The 16,964-nt window shown below is 60.2% G+C and carries 18 protein-coding genes and 1 pseudogene; 7 read left to right on the top strand and 12 right to left on the bottom strand.

Annotated features, from left to right (window positions below):
• Positions 1–26 precede the first annotated feature (26 nt).
• Positions 27–131, bottom strand: a pseudogene (locus ACYZT0_RS00095) (hypothetical protein); the annotation flags it as partial.
• A 394-nt stretch (positions 132–525) separates the two neighbouring features.
• On the opposite strand from ACYZT0_RS00095, the gene ypfJ reads away from it, so the two are divergent.
• On the top strand, positions 526–1,419 hold the full coding sequence (ypfJ, locus tag ACYZT0_RS00090; RefSeq protein ID WP_462044133.1) for a KPN_02809 family neutral zinc metallopeptidase: 894 nt from the start codon (positions 526–528) through the stop codon (positions 1,417–1,419).
• Positions 1,420–2,379: an alpha/beta hydrolase gene (locus ACYZT0_RS00085; RefSeq protein WP_462044132.1), complete on the top strand. Its 960-nt coding sequence runs from the start codon at positions 1,420–1,422 to the stop codon at positions 2,377–2,379.
• A 123-nt stretch (positions 2,380–2,502) separates the two neighbouring features.
• Here ACYZT0_RS00085 and ACYZT0_RS00080 read toward each other — a convergent pair whose 3' ends face one another.
• The 3 genes from ACYZT0_RS00080 to ACYZT0_RS00070 form a co-directional block, all read right to left on the bottom strand.
• A complete protein-coding gene (locus ACYZT0_RS00080) occupies positions 2,503–3,096 on the bottom strand; it encodes an HAD family hydrolase (protein ID WP_462044131.1) in 594 nt (197 codons plus the stop codon).
• A complete protein-coding gene (gene tesB / locus ACYZT0_RS00075; protein WP_462044130.1) occupies positions 3,093–3,962 on the bottom strand; it encodes an acyl-CoA thioesterase II in 870 nt (289 codons plus the stop codon). Before tesB ends, ACYZT0_RS00080 begins: the two co-directional genes overlap by 4 nt.
• 103 nt (positions 3,963–4,065) lie before the next feature.
• Positions 4,066–4,635: a GNAT family N-acetyltransferase gene (locus ACYZT0_RS00070; RefSeq protein ID WP_462044129.1), complete on the bottom strand. Its 570-nt coding sequence runs from the start codon at positions 4,633–4,635 to the stop codon at positions 4,066–4,068.
• A gap of 85 nt (positions 4,636–4,720) precedes the next feature.
• Between ACYZT0_RS00070 and ACYZT0_RS00065 the strand changes: the two genes are divergently transcribed.
• Together ACYZT0_RS00065 and ACYZT0_RS00060 are read left to right on the top strand one after the other, a co-directional pair.
• Positions 4,721–5,641: a histone deacetylase family protein gene (locus tag ACYZT0_RS00065; protein ID WP_462044128.1), complete on the top strand. Its 921-nt coding sequence runs from the start codon at positions 4,721–4,723 to the stop codon at positions 5,639–5,641.
• 187 nt (positions 5,642–5,828) lie between these two features.
• Complete coding sequence (locus ACYZT0_RS00060; protein WP_462044127.1) at positions 5,829–7,070, top strand: TIGR03862 family flavoprotein; 1,242 nt, start codon at positions 5,829–5,831, stop codon at positions 7,068–7,070.
• A gap of 134 nt (positions 7,071–7,204) precedes the next feature.
• On the opposite strand, the gene ACYZT0_RS00055 is transcribed toward ACYZT0_RS00060, so the two are convergent.
• Positions 7,205–8,539: a DEAD/DEAH box helicase gene (locus ACYZT0_RS00055; RefSeq protein ID WP_462044126.1), complete on the bottom strand. Its 1,335-nt coding sequence runs from the start codon at positions 8,537–8,539 to the stop codon at positions 7,205–7,207.
• Between the two features lie 78 nt (positions 8,540–8,617).
• Positions 8,618–9,544 carry a drug/metabolite exporter YedA gene (gene yedA / locus ACYZT0_RS00050; RefSeq protein WP_462044125.1) on the bottom strand — a complete coding sequence of 309 codons (927 nt, stop codon included), beginning with the start codon at positions 9,542–9,544 and terminating at the stop codon, positions 8,618–8,620.
• 163 nt (positions 9,545–9,707) lie between these two features.
• Between yedA and ACYZT0_RS00045 the strand changes: the two genes are divergently transcribed.
• Positions 9,708–10,160, top strand: a complete 453-nt coding sequence (locus ACYZT0_RS00045; protein WP_462044124.1) for an Lrp/AsnC family transcriptional regulator — start codon at positions 9,708–9,710, stop codon at positions 10,158–10,160.
• 107 nt (positions 10,161–10,267) lie between these two features.
• On the opposite strand, the gene ACYZT0_RS00040 is transcribed toward ACYZT0_RS00045, so the two are convergent.
• From ACYZT0_RS00040 to ACYZT0_RS00030, 3 genes are all read right to left on the bottom strand, one after another.
• Positions 10,268–10,879 carry a 3'-5' exonuclease gene (locus tag ACYZT0_RS00040; protein WP_462044123.1) on the bottom strand — a complete coding sequence of 204 codons (612 nt, stop codon included), beginning with the start codon at positions 10,877–10,879 and terminating at the stop codon, positions 10,268–10,270.
• Between the two features lie 22 nt (positions 10,880–10,901).
• Positions 10,902–11,381 carry an NYN domain-containing protein gene (locus tag ACYZT0_RS00035; RefSeq protein WP_462044122.1) on the bottom strand — a complete coding sequence of 160 codons (480 nt, stop codon included), beginning with the start codon at positions 11,379–11,381 and terminating at the stop codon, positions 10,902–10,904.
• Positions 11,382–11,522: 141 nt separating this feature from the next.
• The gene (locus ACYZT0_RS00030) at positions 11,523–12,278 is read right to left on the bottom strand and encodes a DUF2076 domain-containing protein (RefSeq protein ID WP_462044121.1); all 756 of its coding nucleotides are present in this window, start codon (positions 12,276–12,278) and stop codon (positions 11,523–11,525) included.
• Positions 12,279–12,453: 175 nt separating this feature from the next.
• Here ACYZT0_RS00030 and ACYZT0_RS00025 point away from each other — a divergent pair, with 175 nt between their 5' ends.
• Complete coding sequence (locus ACYZT0_RS00025; protein WP_462044120.1) at positions 12,454–13,128, top strand: YciC family protein; 675 nt, start codon at positions 12,454–12,456, stop codon at positions 13,126–13,128.
• Positions 13,129–13,202: 74 nt separating this feature from the next.
• Positions 13,203–14,282, top strand: a complete 1,080-nt coding sequence (locus tag ACYZT0_RS00020) for an endonuclease/exonuclease/phosphatase family protein (RefSeq protein ID WP_462044119.1) — start codon at positions 13,203–13,205, stop codon at positions 14,280–14,282.
• A 7-nt stretch (positions 14,283–14,289) separates the two neighbouring features.
• On the opposite strand, the gene ACYZT0_RS00015 is transcribed toward ACYZT0_RS00020, so the two are convergent.
• Genes ACYZT0_RS00015 through ACYZT0_RS00005 form a run of 3 tightly spaced genes read right to left on the bottom strand, consistent with a single transcriptional unit; the run spans position 14,290 to position 16,913 of the window.
• A complete protein-coding gene (locus ACYZT0_RS00015) occupies positions 14,290–15,126 on the bottom strand; it encodes an ABC transporter ATP-binding protein (protein WP_462044118.1) in 837 nt (278 codons plus the stop codon).
• Positions 15,114–15,917: an ABC transporter permease gene (locus ACYZT0_RS00010; RefSeq protein WP_462044117.1), complete on the bottom strand. Its 804-nt coding sequence runs from the start codon at positions 15,915–15,917 to the stop codon at positions 15,114–15,116. The genes ACYZT0_RS00015 and ACYZT0_RS00010 overlap by 13 nt, the downstream gene beginning before the upstream one ends.
• Before the next feature lie 9 nt (positions 15,918–15,926).
• Positions 15,927–16,913 carry an ABC transporter substrate-binding protein gene (locus ACYZT0_RS00005; protein WP_462044116.1) on the bottom strand — a complete coding sequence of 329 codons (987 nt, stop codon included), beginning with the start codon at positions 16,911–16,913 and terminating at the stop codon, positions 15,927–15,929.
• Between the last annotated feature and the right edge of the window lie 51 nt (positions 16,914–16,964).

Raw genomic sequence — 16,964 nt, 5'->3', positions numbered from 1 at the left:
GGTTTGTATCCGTGTTTACGATTTTCCTACAACTTTGCCTGACGTACGGCACCACTGCGAGATTTGGCCATGGCCGCAAGGCGCACCGCCACGTTGGCCGCACCGTATCCCGCGTAGCCATTCTTGCGCTGGCGCGACGCGCCGGTATTGTCGAAGACGTCGAGCCACCGCGCACTTACCTGAAACATGAACTGGGCAAGCGTTACGAGCCGGCCATGATCGAGGCTCTCCTCGAAGCCGCCCCCCGACTGGGACCTGTCGCGCACGATCGGGACCCTGGCGTCGCTCAAGGATGCGTTCGACCAGTAATCTCGCCGACGCAGGCGGTCGCCTGCCCGATAAAAACCCATCAACTGAAGGAATTAGATGGGTTGTCCGTGTTCAATACGAGTCTGGAGTATTCCCGGCAACCCACCACAGGTTGTCCGGAAGGTGCCTGTGCGCAATAAAAGATGGACGACCGGACTGGCGCCGCTCCCACTCAGCAGCAACACTCATCCCCACGGACAATCAGAGGATTCCCACATGCTATGGAAAAAAGGCCGACGCAGTGACAATGTGGTCGATGCCCGTGGAGATGATGTCGGCGGTGGTGGTGGCGGGATGCGCTTCGGTGGCGGCAAGGGCCTGAGCCTGATGGCGATTATATTGATCGTCGGGATCGGCTGGATCACCGGCCAGGACCCGATGCAAATCCTCGGGCAACTGACCGGGCAGACGAGCGAGCAATCGGCACCGACCACCTCGCAAACCCAAAAGGCCCCGCCGGCCAATGATCAAGGGGCCGAGTTCGTGCGCTCGATCCTCGGCGATACTGAAGACACCTGGACTCAGATTTTCCAGCAGTCGGGTCGCCAATATAAGGAACCGACCCTGGTGCTGTTCAGTAGCCGCGTCAATTCGGCCTGTGGCCTGGCAACATCGGCGACCGGCCCTTTCTATTGCCCGGAGGACCAGAAGGTTTACTTGGACATGAGTTTCTTCCAGGAAATGTCCCAACGCTTTTCCGCAGCGGGTGACTTCGCGCAGGCCTACGTCATCGCTCACGAAGTCGGACACCATGTGCAGACCTTGCTCGGTGTTTCGGCGAAGATTCAGACCGCCCGCCAACAGGGCCGGCAGATGGAAGGCGACGGCGGTTTGCTGGTGCGCCAGGAACTTCAAGCCGATTGCCTGGCCGGGGTCTGGGCCAACAATGCGCAGAAACGTCTGAACTGGCTGGAACCCGGTGACATCGAAGAAGCCTTGAACGCCGCCAACGCCATCGGCGATGACCGCTTGCAGCAGCAAGGTCAGGGGCGCGTAGTCCCGGACTCGTTTACTCATGGTACGTCGGCGCAAAGGGTGCGCTGGTTCAAAACCGGATTCGCGCAAGGCCAGGTCGGCCAGTGCGATACCTTTGCAGCGAAAAACCTATAAATGAATAAGTGGCTGCTGGCTCTACTGATCACCTGCGCAAGTGCCCAGGCTGCCGAGCATGCGGTCAAGGAGGTCAGCCCCGGACGCCTGCTGCTGACTTCAGGTGAAATAGCGGTGGGCATCGGCCCGGCGCCGACGAAAATCGAACGCGTGCTGATCATCATCCATGGTCGACTGCGCAATGCCCAAACCTATCGCCAGAGCGCCGAGCACGCGGCCGAACAGGCCGGGCAAAGCGCGACCACTTTGGTGATCGCCCCGCAATTTCTCAATGAAACCGACGTCGCGCTTCACCCAGTGGCTGACAGCGTATTGCGCTGGCAGGGCAATGACTGGATGGCTGGCGGTTTATCCACCGCTCCGTTTTCCCTGAGTTCCTACGCGGCGCTCGACGAAATCATCGCCCGAATCGGCGATCGCCGACAGTTTCCGGACGTGAAGCAAATCGTCATTGCCGGTCACTCCGGTGGCGCTCAGGTGGTGCAGCGATATGCATTGCTGGGTCACGATCAGCCAGCACTCAAGGCGGCCGACATACAGGTGCGTTACGTCATTGCCAACTCGTCTTCTTATGCGTACTTCGATGAACGACGGCCGGTGGCGTTCAGCCACGCCGGTTGCCCGAATTTCAATCGCTGGAAGTACGGGCTGACGAATTTACCCGCCTATGCCGAAGGGCAAACGCCTGCGCAGTTGGAGGAAAACTACGTCAAGCGCGACATCGTTTATCTACTCGGGCAGCAGGACATCGACCCGAAGCATCCGGCGCTGGATAAAAGCTGTGAGGCCCAAGCTCAGGGAGCCAATCGATTGGTTCGCGGGCGCAATTATTTTGCTTCTCTGAAACGGCTGCATCCTCAAGGATTGAATCAGCAGCTGATCGAAGTGCCTGGGGTCGGGCATGATGGGGATGGAATGTTCAACTCGCCGGAGGGGCAGAAAGCGTTGTTCGGGCAGTGAGTTTTTGTGGTGTTTGAGCCGACGCCATCGCGGGCAAGCCTTGCTCCTACTGGATCGTGGTGTGCACGCGATTGCATTTACACCGAGGACCTGTAGGAGCAAGGCTTGCCCGCGAATGGGCCCTCAAGCCGAAAGCATCTGCCGCAACGCCACGCAATCGGCGGCGTGCCAATCAGTCAATTCTGGCCAGGGATTATCCGGCAGGTTTACCAACACCGTCCGCGTCCCCGCCGCCCGACCGCAATCCAGATCAAAGCGGTAATCACCGACCATCACCATCTCACTGGCCGGTACATTCCAGGCCTGGGCCAACTTCAGCAAACCACCTGGATGGGGTTTTGGCGGTGCTTCATCACGGCCCAGCACATCCTCCACCGCAAAGCAGTCGGCCAGGCCGATCGCCTCCAGTGTGACGTGCGCCAGTTCGCGAGCATTGCGGGTGAGAATGCCTAGCCGATAACCGCGCCCGGCCAGTTCACGCACCAGTGCTACCGCGCCCGGTGCCGCTTTCGAACCCAGCGCCAGGTCTCGTTCGTGTTCCAGCAACCATGCATGTTTGGCCGCGGCTTCATCGGCCGGGAGCGCGGCGAGGTGGGTCAGGATGTCGTCTTCGGCCGGAATCGCCAGCGCCACGCGAATTGCCGCGAAATCATGCACGGCCACCGTCAGGGTGCCGTCCATGTCGAACACCCAGTGCCGCACCTCGGCCAGGCTCATGCCCAATCCTTGCGGTGGCGAATCAGGCCTTCCTGCGTGACCGAGGCCACCAGTTGCCCGGCGCGGTTGAACACGCTGCCGCGGGAGAAGCCACGGGAATTGCCGGCCCACGGGCTGTCCATCGCATACAGCAGCCAGTCATCGGCGCGCAGATCGGCGTGAAACCACAGCGAATGATCGAGGCTGGCGACCTGCATGTCTTTCTGCCAGACTGACTTGCCGTGAGGCTGCATTGACGTGGTCAGCAGACCGAAATCCGAGGCGTAGGCCAGCAGGTATTTATGCAACGCCGGGGAATCGGCCAAGGCACCGTCGGCGCGAAACCAAACGTACTTGATCGGATCGGACGGTTGCGGGTTGTAGGGATCTTTCTCGGTGATCGGTCGGAACTCGATCGGTTTGGGGCACAGAAATTTTTCGCGCATGTGCTCGGGAATCAGGTGCGCACGTTGCTGGGTGAGTTCCAATTCCGACGGCAGGTTTTCCGGGCCGACCACAATCGGCATCTCGGCCTGGTGCTGGAAGCCTTCTTCGTCGTACTGAAAGGAGGCGCTGCAGGTGAAGATTGGGTTGCCTTTCTGAATCGCTGTCACCCGACGCGTACTGAAGCTGCCGCCGTCGCGTACCCGATCAACTTGATAAACCACGGGCAACGCGGAATCGCCCGGACGCAGGAAATAACCGTGCATCGAATGCACATGGCGCGCTGCTTCGACCGTCTGACTGGCCGCCGACAGGGACTGACCGATCACCTGACCGCCGAACAGCTGACGAAAACCCAGGTCCTGGCTGCGGCCACGGAACAGGTTTTCTTCGATCGGTTCCAGGGTCAACAGGTCAACCAGATCATCCAACACTTGGCTCATTCAGACTCTCCTCACACAACGCATGCCGCGCAGTCTTGGCTGCGACGGTCGATTCAATTTCTGGCCAAGGCCCATGGGAGCCATTGTAAACGTCCGTGCTGGCTTATCCATGCAAGGTTTGCAGCCATTGTTCACGAGTGATGCGGTAGAGCACATGGTGACGCAGGGGATGATCGACCGCGAGCCTCGGGTGTTCGAAATCATCCGCTGAATCATGGTGCATGCCGATCGCCTGCATGACTTTCTGCGACGGCATGTTGGTTTCGCTGGTGAAGGACACGACTTCTTTCAGAGGCAACCGGTCAAACCCGCAGCGCAGAGCGGTCCACGCCGCTTCACTGGCGTAGCCAAGGCCCCAGTGCTCGCGGGCCAGGCGCCAGCCGATTTCAGTGGCCGGGGTGAAAGGCGCGTCGAAACCGATCACCCCGAGCCCGGTAAACCCGATAAATGCCCCGGTATCCTTGCGCTCCAGCGCCCAGAGACCGAAGCCATGCTCGGCAAAATGGCCACGAATCCGTCCGATCAGCGAAGCACTTTCCAGTCGACTCAAGGGCGCCGGAAAATATCGCATCACCTGTGGATCGGCGCACATCGCCGCAAACTCCGGCAAATCCTCATCGCGCCACTGCCGTAACAGCAGTCGCGCGCTCTCGAGTTCCAGTATCGGCTCCATCGTGCCCCCCGTTTCCATGCCGCAAGTCTACATCGCTGGTAGGATCCTTCATTCATTCCTACAGGCCTTCCTGGATAAATCAGCCATGCCCCTGCCCCTGATCTACCACGAAGACTACAGTCCCGAGTTCCCGGCGGATCACCGCTTCCCCATGGACAAGTTTCGCCTGCTGCGCGATCACCTGGTGGACTGTGGCCTGACCCGGGACGCCGACCTGCTGCGCCCCGACCTCTGCCCGCCAGAGATTCTCACCCTCGCTCATGACTCTGCGTATATCGAACGCTACATGAGTGGCGAGTTGTCCCGCGAAGACCAGCGGCGCCTCGGCCTGCCGTGGAGCGAAGCCCTGGCCCGGCGCACGGTGCGGGCAGTTGGCGGCTCGCTTCTGGCCGCCGAGCAGGCGCTGGAACATGGTTTGGCCTGTCACTTGGCGGGTGGCACCCATCACGCTCACTACGACCATCCTGCCGGGTTTTGCATCTTCAATGACCTGGCAGTGATCAGCCATTTCTTGCTGGAAAGCGGCCGAGTGAATCGGGTGCTAATCTTCGACTGCGATGTGCATCAGGGCGACGGGACTGCACGGATTCTGCACAACACCCCGGACGCGGTGACCGTTTCCCTGCACTGCGAAAAGAATTTTCCTGCACGCAAGGCCGAAAGTGACTGGGACATTCCACTGCCCATGGGGATGGGCGATGCCGATTACCTGAAGGTGGTGGACGATGCGCTCAACTATTTACTGCCGCTCTATCAACCTGACCTGGTGCTGTATGACGCCGGCGTCGATGTGCATAAAGATGACGCACTTGGCTACCTGAAGCTGACGGACGAAGGCGTCGCCGCTCGCGATGAAAGTGTGATGCGTCATTGCCTGGGTCGCGATATTCCGGTGGTCGGAGTGATCGGCGGCGGCTACAGCAAGGACCGCAAGGCGTTGGCGCGCCGTCATGGAATCCTCCATCACAGCGCGCAGCGGGTCTGGCAGTCATCAGGTTGTCATTGAGGTGTGGGTCTTTACCCACAATGCCTGTGGAACTGCCTGTGGATAACCTGAGTGAAAGGCCCTACAGGCCATGCTGCCTATAGCCTGCACAGGGGTGGTTGTTTTTTGATCAGCTTCTTCAACAACGCCCACAATGATTCGTGCTGGTAGAATGCGCGGCTTATTCCGCCACGCCGCAGCTTTAGCCATGACCCAGCCCTCGCCCTCCTCGTCTTCTCACGTTGCCATCATCGGCGGCGGCCCCGCCGGTTTGATGGCGGCTGAAGTACTGAGCAAGGCCGGGATCAACGTTGATCTGTACGACGGCATGCCTTCAGTGGGGCGAAAATTCCTGCTGGCCGGTGTGGGTGGCATGAACATCACCCATTCCGAAGCCTACCCGGCATTTCTCTCGCGCTACGCCGAACGTGCGCCGCACATTGCGCCGTTGCTACGAGGTTTCGGGGCCGAAGCCTTGTGCCAATGGATTCATGACCTGGGCATCGAAACCTTTGTCGGCAGCTCCGGCCGAGTTTTTCCTACAGACATGAAGGCCGCCCCCTTATTGCGTGCATGGCTCAAACGTCTGCGTGACAGCGGCGTCGTTATCCACACCCGTCACCGCTGGCTCGGCTGGAATGACAGCGGTGAATTGCGCATCGACAGCCCCGAGGGCGAAAAAACCGTCAAACCTGACGCAACCTTGCTGGCCCTCGGCGGCGGCAGCTGGTCGCGCCTCGGTTCGGACGGCGCCTGGATGCTGCCACTGGAACTGCGCGGCGTAGGACTGGCGCCGCTGCAACCAAGTAATTGCGGCTTCGAGGTGCAGGCCTGGAGCGAGTTGATGGTCAGCAAATTCGCCGGCGCACCGCTGAAAAACATCGCCATTGGCCTCAATGACGACGTCCCACGGCTTGGGGAATGTGTGATCACCGCGACCGGGATTGAAGGCAGTTTGATCTACGCCTTGTCGGCGCCAATCCGCGAAGCCATCAATCAGCACGGCTCAGCGACCATTCACCTCGACCTGTTGCCGGGCAGACCTGTGGATAAAGTCCAGGCTGCGCTGAGCAAACCGCGCGGGTCTCGTTCCATGTCGAAACATCTGCACAGCCAGCTCGGGATCGAGGGTGTGAAAGCGGCGTTGCTGCGCGAACTCACTCCGGCCGAATGCTTCGCTGATCCGGCGCTGCTGGCTAACGCGATCAAGGCGTTACCACTGACGTTGGTGAAAACCCGTCCACTAGATGAAGCCATCAGCAGCGCCGGTGGCGTGATGTTCGAATCGATGGATGAACGATTGATGCTCAAGCAACTGCCTGGCGTGTTCTGCGCGGGGGAAATGCTGGATTGGGAAGCGCCAACGGGCGGCTATTTGCTGACCGGGTGTTTCGCCAGTGGGCGGGCGGCGGGGTTGGGGATGGTGGAGTGGTTGAAGCGTAAGGGTTGAGGACCGCGGCGCGCCCTTCGCGAGCAAGCCCGCTCCCACACTGGATCTCGAGTGTTCACAAATAATGTGTTCACAGCAGATCCCATGTGGGAGCGGGCTTGCTCGCGAAGCGGCCTAATAGACGCCGCCGCTAATCAAGGCTTCTTCTTACGCGGCCCAGTGTTAAACACCGGTACTTTTCGTACAGGCTTGATCGAAGGTTCCACCGCAGAAGCGTCCCCACTTTCAACCCATTTACCCAGGTTGCGCTTACCGCCACCGGAGGCCTTTGGCTTCTTCGGTTTTTTCGGCTTCTTCACCACTTGGCCGCTGGAATCAGTGTCCGGCACCCGGTGCTCAGGCTCGAAGTCATGCTCCATCTGGCGAGGCAATGTCTGACGGGTCAACGTCTCGATGGCCGACAGCAGATTCACTTCATCCGCGCACACCAGGGAAATCGCCTCACCGGTGGCACCCGCACGACCGGTACGACCGATCCGGTGGATGTAGTCCTCAGCCACGATCGGCAGGTCGAAGTTGACCACCAATGGCAAATCTTCGATATCCAAACCACGCGCCGCGACGTCGGTGGCCACAAGAATCTGCACTTCACTGGCCTTGAAACGGTCCAGCGCACGCTGACGGGTCGCCTGCGGTTTGTCACCGTGGATGCCGTCGGCGTTGATGCCCAGGCCCTGGAGTTTTTCTACCAGCGCGTCCACACCATTGCGGGTCTTGGCGAACACCAGCACCTGCTTCCATTTGCCCTTGCGTAACAAATGGATGAACAGCTCCGGCTTGCGCTTCTTGTCCGCCACCACAACCCATTGCTTGACGGTGTTGGCGGCGACGTTGCGCGGGCTGACTTCGATGCTCAGCGGATCGTTGAGCATTTGCCCGGCCAGCAAACGGATGGCGTCGGAGAATGTCGCGGAGAACAACAGCGTCTGACGTTGCTTCGGCAGCACGCGGTAAATATTCCCCAACTCCTCGGAAAAACCCAGATCGAGCATGCGGTCGGCTTCGTCAAGAATCAGGGTTTGCAGCTGATTGAACTTGAGGGCCTTCTGACGATACAGGTCGAGCAAACGACCCGGGGTCGCCACCAGCACGTCGACACCTTTGCGCAGCTTCATCATTTGCGGGTTGATGCTGACGCCGCCGTACACCGCGTAAGTGCTCAATGGCAGGTTCTCGGCGTACTGACGCACGGCTTCGTGAACCTGTTCCGCCAGTTCGCGGGTCGGCACCAGGATCAGAGCGCGCACCGAGTTGGAGGCAACTTTCGGCCCTTCCATGGCCAGCAACTGCAGCAGCGGCAGCGCGAAACCGGCGGTCTTGCCGGTGCCGGTCTGGGCCGCAGCCATCAGGTCGCGACCGGCCAGCACCGCCGGAATGGCTTGCGCCTGAACCGGCGTCGGGGTCTGGTAGCCGAGCGTCTCAAGAGAGCGCAGCAAGGGTTCGATCAGGCCAAGGGTGGCGAAAGTCATGGGATTACCGTAGGGAAATTCAGCGCGGGTTTTTCAAAACAAGTGTGCAAAACGAGATGCAATGGCGCGCAGTTTACCCTAATTCACACGGGATTCTGTCGGCACCGCTACGGCAGGTCGAACGGGAGCTCGACGCCACTGCGGCAACCCGATCAACACCACGGCACTGATGATCACCAGCATCGCCAGCCCTTCTTCAATACCAATGGTCTCGCCAACAAACACGATCCCCAGCAACACCGCCACCGCAGGGTTAACGTAGGCATAACTGGTGGCCGCCGCCGGACGCACGTTTTTCAACAGGTACATGTAGGCGTTGAAAGCGATGATCGAACCGAAGACCGTCAGGTAGGCCAAGGCTGCCCAGCCTTCAATCGGCGGCATGCTTTCCAGATGTTCACCACTCAACACACTGCCGATCAACAACGCCACGCCGCCCACCAGCATTTCCACGGCACTGGCCATCGCGCCCTGGGGCAACGGCAAGTGTTTGCTCCACACCGACCCGAAGGCCCAGGACGCTGCTGCGAACACCAGCAGCGCGGCGCCCAGCGGGCTCGATTGCAGATTGGAACCGAGGTTGAGCATGGCAATGCCGATCAGCCCGAGCACAATCCCGGCCCATTCGAGACGGGTATTACGCGCGCCCCAGAAATATCCGCAGAGCAACGTAAACAATGGCACCGTCGCCACCGCCAATGCGGCGACGCCGGAAGCCACCCCCATGTGTTCAGCCACGCTCACCGCGCCGTTGCCGAAACTGAGCAGCAAAATGCCGATCATTCCCGCCGCTTTCCACTGCGCCCAGGTCGGTGCCGGTGCCCCACGCCAGCGCAGGAACGCGTACATCAGCGTCCCGGCAATCACAAAGCGAATCCCGCCGAGCATCAACGGCGGCCAGTACTGCACGCCGATGCGAATCACCAGGTAAGTCGAGCCCCAGATCACGTACAACGCGAAAAAGGCGGCGATCAACGGTAAGGGAAAACGACGTGGGCCAGGCATGGGGCAGCTCGTAGGCAAGACAAGTGAACAACTATTCTAGAAAGGCCAGCGGCGTAAAATAAGTTACAAAACCTGTTTATAGCGCCGGTACACTTTTCAAAACACGGAGATTGCCGCTATAAACCGTGCTTTCGAAAGTCAGTCATTTTTCAGGAAAACCACGATGGATAAATACGACCGCATGCTCCTCAGCGCCCTGCTGGAAAACGGTCGTGCGTCCTACGCCGACCTGGCGCGCAAAGTGAACCTCTCCGCCCCGGCCGTGGCCGAGCGCGTGGCCAAACTCGAAGCCTGCGGGGTCATCACCGGGTACCAGGCGAAAGTCGACATGGCCAAGCTTGGATTGCCGATCCAATGCGTCATCGAACTGCGCCTGAACCAGCATGGCAACCAGAAGGCCTACGATGATCTGATCAAGATTCCACAACTGACCGAATGCCACCGGGTGACGGGTGATCCGTGCGTGATCATGCAGGCTGCGGTGGGATCGATGCCGGAGCTCGAAGAGTTGATTAACCGGATTGCCAAGTTCGGGTTCAGCAAGACCTCTATCGTGCTGTCGAGCGCGATAGAGAAGCGCGTGCCGTTGGGGCACATCGAAGGCAATGGTAAGTAGTGAAGCGACTGACGTCTTCGCGGGCAAGCCTCGCTCCTACAAGTACGATGCATTCCCGTAGGAGCGAGGCTTGCCCGCGAAGAGGCCCGCCCGAACACCGTTGAACCCTAAAACCCGCGATGCCGCTTCAGATGCTCATTGATCTTCGCCGCCGGCACTTTCTGCAGGCTGACGAGCAGATCATGCGACAACTCGCGCAACCCATGCTTCTGCCGCAGTTCCTGGGCCAGGTGCGCCGTGAGGTTGGCCGCCATCTCGGCATCGGCCATGGCCCGGTGAGCCTGGCCGGTGTGGGGCAGTTTGGCGAACGTGGTGAGGGTGCCGAGTTTGTGGTTCGGCGCGGAGGGCATCAAACGGCGGGCAAGTAGCAGCGAGCAGGCAAAGTTCTGCAAGCGTGTGCGTTTGATGCGACCGAGTTCAAAGTCCCAGAACTTCTGGTCAAACGCGGCGTTGTGCGCCAGCAGCGGTGTGATGCCGACGAATTCGTTGACTTCGTTCATCACCTGCTCGGCCGATGGCGCGTTGCGCAGCATGGCATTATTGATGCCGGTGAGTTGCTCGATGAAGGCCGGGACGCGCACGCCGGCGTTCATCAGGCTTTGGTAACGCTCGACGATGCGCCCCTGTTCAAGGATCACCACGGCAATTTCCGTGGCCCGGCAGCTGCTGCTCGGGGAGATCCCGGTGGTTTCAAAGTCGATGACTGCTATGCGTTCCAAACCTGTTTCAACTCCGTAAAAATCAATTCTTGAGCAGCAACGCGCCTTCGATCGGCACGTAGCGGCTGGCGGCGCGGATCAGCGAGTTGGCCGTCAGGCCTGGCACGCCGTAGGCTACTGCTTGCACCCCGTGCTTTGTGATGATGCGCTCCAGCAGCATGTCGAAATCACCGTCACCGGAGGCCAGCACCACTTCGTCGACATGATCGGCGGCGTCCATGATGTCGAGGGTGATGCCCACGTCCCAGTCGCCCTTGGCCGAGCCATCGCTGCGCTGGATGAAGGGTTTGAGCTTCACGGTGAAACCGAGGTTGCGCAGGATCTGCTGGAATTGCTGTTGTTTGCTGTCGCCGCGATCGATTGCGTAGGCATAGGCCTCGACGATCTCGCCCTGTTTGCTGATGTCAGCCCACAGCGCGGCATAGTTGAAATGGCAACCATAGGCCTGACGCACGGTGTAATAGAGGTTTTGGACATCGGCGAACACCGCGATTTTTTTCACCGGTCATCCTCATTGGCGCGCCGGAGCGCGGGCAAGATCAGGCACCAGGCCCGAAAAGTTGCCCAGTATGCCAGTCTGAAGGATTGTTCCGCGAATAATCGGCCATGTGGCGAGGGAGCTTGCTCCCTCGCCACAGGCGTATCAGACGAAGGAATCGTCGTCGCCGCCGAAGAACGATGAGCTGTCATCGCTATAGTTGGCGTCGGTAAAGCCGCCCTGATCACTGGAGTTGTCAGCCACACGCTGATCATCGCCCCAGCCGTTATCACCGCTCTGATCATTGACCTGAGCCGGTTCTTCCTTGATGACTTCAGCCACTTCCGGCTGCTGATTGTGGTGGAACAGGCTGCTGATGCCTTGCGCCAGCATCACGCCACCGGCCACACCGGCTGCGGTTTTCAGCGCACCACCGAGGAAACCGCTGCCGGCAGGCTGTTGCTGGGCGTAATTCTGCTGAGGAGGCGCTGCACCGAAGTTCTGTTGTGGCGGCTGCGAGTTAAACGACGGCCGCGCCGGTTCACGCCAACCGCCACCGCTCGATGCGGGTGGGTTTGGGGTTGGCGCAGGCTGCGAATCACGGGAGCCGCCACCGAATATGCTCGATAGAAAACCGCCGCCGCTGGTTGCCGGAGCAGCCGGCTGAGCTTTGGCCTGCTGCAGTTCGGCCTGCAATTGCTGGACTTGCTGGGCGAGTTGCTTGTTCTGTTCGTCGAGGCTCTTGATGGCAGCCTCTTGCACCAGAATCGCCTGGGTCATGAAATAGCCTGCCGCTGGCTGGCGAGTCAGGTGTTCCTTGATCCGCGCCTCGGCCTGGGCGTCGCGCGGGGCTGAGTCCGTTTCGGCCTGTTGCAGCCGGGAAAACAGTCCATCGATCAGGGTTTGTTCTTCGCTGTTCATGGCGACCTCGTAGATTGCCGGGAATATCTGCCCTATCCACTGTGAATAAGGGACAACCCTCTAATGGAGGTTGATGCAGGATGTTTCAATGGTCTTTACCGAACGTTTACGTTTGCGCCCCAAAGCGCTTCATCGGTTAAAGTGGGCCACTGCTTCCAACCTGCGATACCGACTGATGAATTCGTTCGATGTTCTGCGTGACTCTCTGTATTTCTTCAAACGCAATCTGGGCCAGATCGTGCGGCTGTGTCTGCCGCTGGTGATCTTTGAGGCGCTGTTGCAACAAGTGGTCGACCACTCCACCGAGCCGGACAGTTTTCCCGGCATCAGCGTGATCGTCGGCTTGCTGGTCTACCCGCTGTACACCGGCGCACTGATCCTGTTTCTCGATGCCCGCAGCCGTGGCGAATCGCCGCGCAATCGCGACCTGCTGGCGATGTCCGCGACCCTGTGGCCGCGCTTCGCCCTGCTCACCGCCCTCAATACCCTGCTGATCCTGCTCGGCCTGTCGCTGTATTTCCTGCCGGGCATCTGGCTGATGGTGACCCTGGCGTTTGCCGAGTACCTGCTGGTGCTGCGCGGCCTGGCCCCGCTGGCGGCGATGAAGGAAAGCCTGCGCCTGACCCGCGGCCACTTCCTGCGCATTCTGGTATGCATTTTGTGTGTGATGGGCCCGTTGTGGCTGCTCAAGGGCGCGACCCTGGCGGTTTACCCGGAGCCGCAGAACCCGGTGTTTTCCCTGCTGATCGACAGTGCCCACAGCTTCCTGCAACTGTTCACCAGCGTGGTGCTGTTCCGCTTGTTCATGCTGATCAGCGATGTGCCCGAGAAAATTGACCGGCCGCTCTGACCGCTCTACCCGTGGGCTTAAGCCCGTCTGTCGGTTATGCTCGGGGCAACTTTTGTAACGCTATAAGCCGAGCCATGACCCGTCTACTGCGCTACACCCTGTTGGGCCTGTTGATTGTAACCGGCCTGATTGCCTCGCTGATCTACAGCCTGACTTGGCGCCCCGAAGCCAAGGAAGCGTTACCGGTCGTTTGCAACGCCCAGGCACCGACGCTGGTACCCGGTCAGGCGCTGAAGGTGATGACCTGGAACGTCCAGTACCTGGCGGGAAAACGCTACGTATTCTGGAATGACCTGGCGGCCGGCAATGACGAAAAACCCACGCCCGATGACATGGCCTTCAGCCTCGATGAAGTGGCGCGGGTGATCCGCGACGAGCAACCGGACGTCGTGCTGTTGCAGGAGCTGGATGACGGCGCCAAGGCCAGCGATTACCAAAACCAGTTCAAGCTGCTTCAGGAGCGGGTCGCGGACCTTTTTCCGTGCAGCGCTCAAGCCTTCGACTGGAAAGCCGATTTCGTGCCTGAGCCGCACCTCTTCGGCAGCGTCGGCCGGCAACTGGCTATCCTCAGCCGCTATCAGATTGAACACGCCGAACGCCTGCAATTACCGGTCGCGCCGGCCAACGTCATCACCCGCCAGTTCAAACCGAAAAACGCCTTGCTGGTCACGTATCTGCCGTTGAGCGACGGCGGTCAGATAGCGGTGTTCAACACCCATCTGGACCGCGTCATCCAGCCCGACGAAACGCTGCAAGCCCAGGTGACGGCCGTGGCCAAAGTTCTCGACAAGTTCGAAAGCCGCGGCACGCCGTGGTTGATCGGCGGGGACTTCAACCTGTTGCCGCTGGGGCAATATCGACGCCTGCCCGATGAGCAACGCACGCCCTACTCCGCCGACAGCGCGCTGCATGTGCTATGGGACAAATACCCGATGATCCCGACCAACAACGAAGCCAGCGGCATTGATCGGGCGCGGTGGCTGACTCATTACCCGAACGATCCGGGCTTGAACGGCCCGGACCGGACGGTCGACTATCTGTTCTACAGTCCGCGGATCAAACGGGTCGAGGCGATGGTGAGGCAGGACGATACCTTGCGCATTTCCGATCACTTGCCAGTGATCGCGAGGTTCCTCTTGCCTGCGGCGCCCTAGGGCTGAATCAATGCTCCTCCTCCAACTCATCGTGCAATAACCCGAAGATCTTGCGCTTCATGTCGATGAACGAGCGCTCCATGACCATGTCCAGGGTGCGTGGGCGCTCGATCGGCACGTCCAGAATCTGCTTGATCCGCCCAGGCCTGGCCCCCATCACGTAGACCCGGTCACCCAGCAGAATCGCCTCATCGATATCGTGGGTCACGAACAACACCGTCTTCTTGCTGTTGCCCCAGACGCGCAACAACAGCTGCTGCATTTGCAGGCGCGTCTGGCTGTCGAGTGCACCAAAGGGCTCGTCCATCAGCAGGATTTGCGGGTCATTGGCCAGCGCCCGAGCAATGGCGACGCGCTGCATCATGCCGCCGGAAAGCTGCTTGGCGTAGTTATCGGCGAACCCGGTCAGCCCCACTTCGTTGACGTAGTAGTCGACGATGTCCTTGCGCTGGGCGGCCGCCATGCCGCGACGCTTGAGGCCGAACTCGACGTTCTGGCGCACGGTCAGCCACGGGAACAGTGTATAGCTCTGGAACACCATACCGCGGTCCGCGCCCGGGCCCTGCACGTGCTGGCCGCCGACGTAGATTTCACCTTCCGTGGGCTCATTCAGACCCGCCGTGAGGTACAGCAGACTCGACTTGCCGCAACCCGAAGGCCCGACCAGCACGGCGAATTGTTGATCCGGCACTTCGAACGACACCTGCTCCAGCGCTGTGAATATTCCGCCATCAGGCTTCTGATAACGCAGGCTGACCTTGTCCACTTGCAGCCGTGGCGCGGCGTGCACCGGGGCGGCCTGTGACGTGACGAAACGAGGGTTGACGGCGCTTACTGAGCCCATGCGGCGATCCTCAGACGTAGGAAACGGAACAGTTGATCGGTGACCAGGCCCAGCAGGCCGATGATCGCGATTGCCAGAAAGATCACATCCACTTGAAAGCCGCGCATGGCCTTGAGGCTCAGATAGCCCAGACCACTGGAAGCCGCGACCAGCTCGGCGACCACCAGGTAAGTCCAGGCCCAGCCCATGGTCACGCGCAAGGTGTCGAGCACACCCGGCAACGACGCCGGGGCGATCACATGCAGCACCGCATCGCGGCGATTCGAGCCCAAGGTATAAGACGCGTTGATCAGGTCCTTGGAGATGCCTTTGGACACGTCCGCGATCATCACCAGTTGCTGGAAAAACACCCCGAAGATGATCACCGACACCCGCTGTTCCAGACCGATGCCGATCCACAGAATGAACAGCGGTACGAACGAAGTTACCGGCAGGTAGCGAATGAAATTCACCATCGGCTCAAGGAACGCCTGGACGATGCGGAAGCTGCCCATCAGCAACCCCAGCGGAACCGCCACCAGCGACGAGACGATGAAACCGACCATCACCACTTCGAGGCTGGCCCACACATGCTGGCCCAGTGTGCCGTCGCGGCTCAGGCGCACGGCGGCCTCGACCACCGCCCCCGGAGTCGGCAGGAACATGCCCGGCACCACGCCGCCGTAAGACAACCCGGCCCACAGGCCGATCAACAACACCCAGGCCAGACCGCTCGCGCTCCAAATCACCGAAACCGGCAGGCCGGTCTTGGGCGTGATGCAGCGGCTCAGCCATGAATTGCGCTTGAACATGCGGACCTCCTAGAGTGGGCTGACGAAACGGTTGTCGATCAGGTCGTCATTGCTGACGTTGTAGGGTTTGCCCTGCAATTCACTGGCGGTCTCGTTGGCCAGTTTGATCAGCGGCTCGCTGTCACCCGGTTTGCCCGGCGAACCGAGGAGTTTTTCGCTCATGGCCTGATCGTAGAAGCGCACGCCTTGCGCGGCAGCGGCCAGTTCCTTTGGATCGGCCAGGTAACCGCCGACACCTTTGGCCATGATTTTGTAGGCTTCTTGCGGATGATCCTTGGTGTACTGGACCGCTTTGTACAGACCGGCCACCAACGCCTTGACGTCTTCCGGCTGCTTCTCGATGACTGTGCAGTTGAGCGCAACCACGTCGACAATCACTCCCGGCGTGCTGCTGCTGTCGATCAGCACCTTGCCTTGTTGCTTGCTGCGGACCATCGACAGATGCGGTTCCCAGGTCACGGCGGCCGGTACACGTCCGGCGATGAACGCGGTGGCGGCGTCGTCAGCCGTCATGTTCTGCACGGTGATGTCGCTCATTTTCATGCCGTGTTTTTTCAGCAAATAGGACAACCAGAACTGCGAGGTCGAACCTTCGTTCACCGCCACGGCTTTGCCCTTCAGCTCCTGCAGGCTCTTGACGTCCTTGCCCACGAGCACGCCGTCGCCACCATGGCTGTCATCCAGTGCGGCCACCGCTTTGAAGCAGAACTGCGGGCGGTACTTGAGCACTTCGTCGATGGTCGACGCCGAGCCCGATAACTCTCCCGAAGCTTGCGCAGCCATGTACATCGAAGCCTCTTCGACGACGGGCAATTCGACGGTCAAACCGTTTTCCTTGAAGTAGCCCAGGTTCTGGGCGAGGTAGAGGGTGCCGTAGCCAACCCATGTGGTGTGACCGATGGACAGGGTGCCGGCCTGGGCGCTGGTGGCGACCGTCGCGGCGATGGCGGTGACCGCCAGTGGGTGAGCGAAGCGGATAAGCAAGGACTTGATCATGGAGCACTCCCAAAGCTGTTGATTTAGTTTTGTCATGGGCAGTACGGCCAG

The organism is Pseudomonas sp. ZS1P83, assembly GCF_054897825.1.
This window is presented reverse-complemented; position numbering and strand designations above follow the sequence as displayed.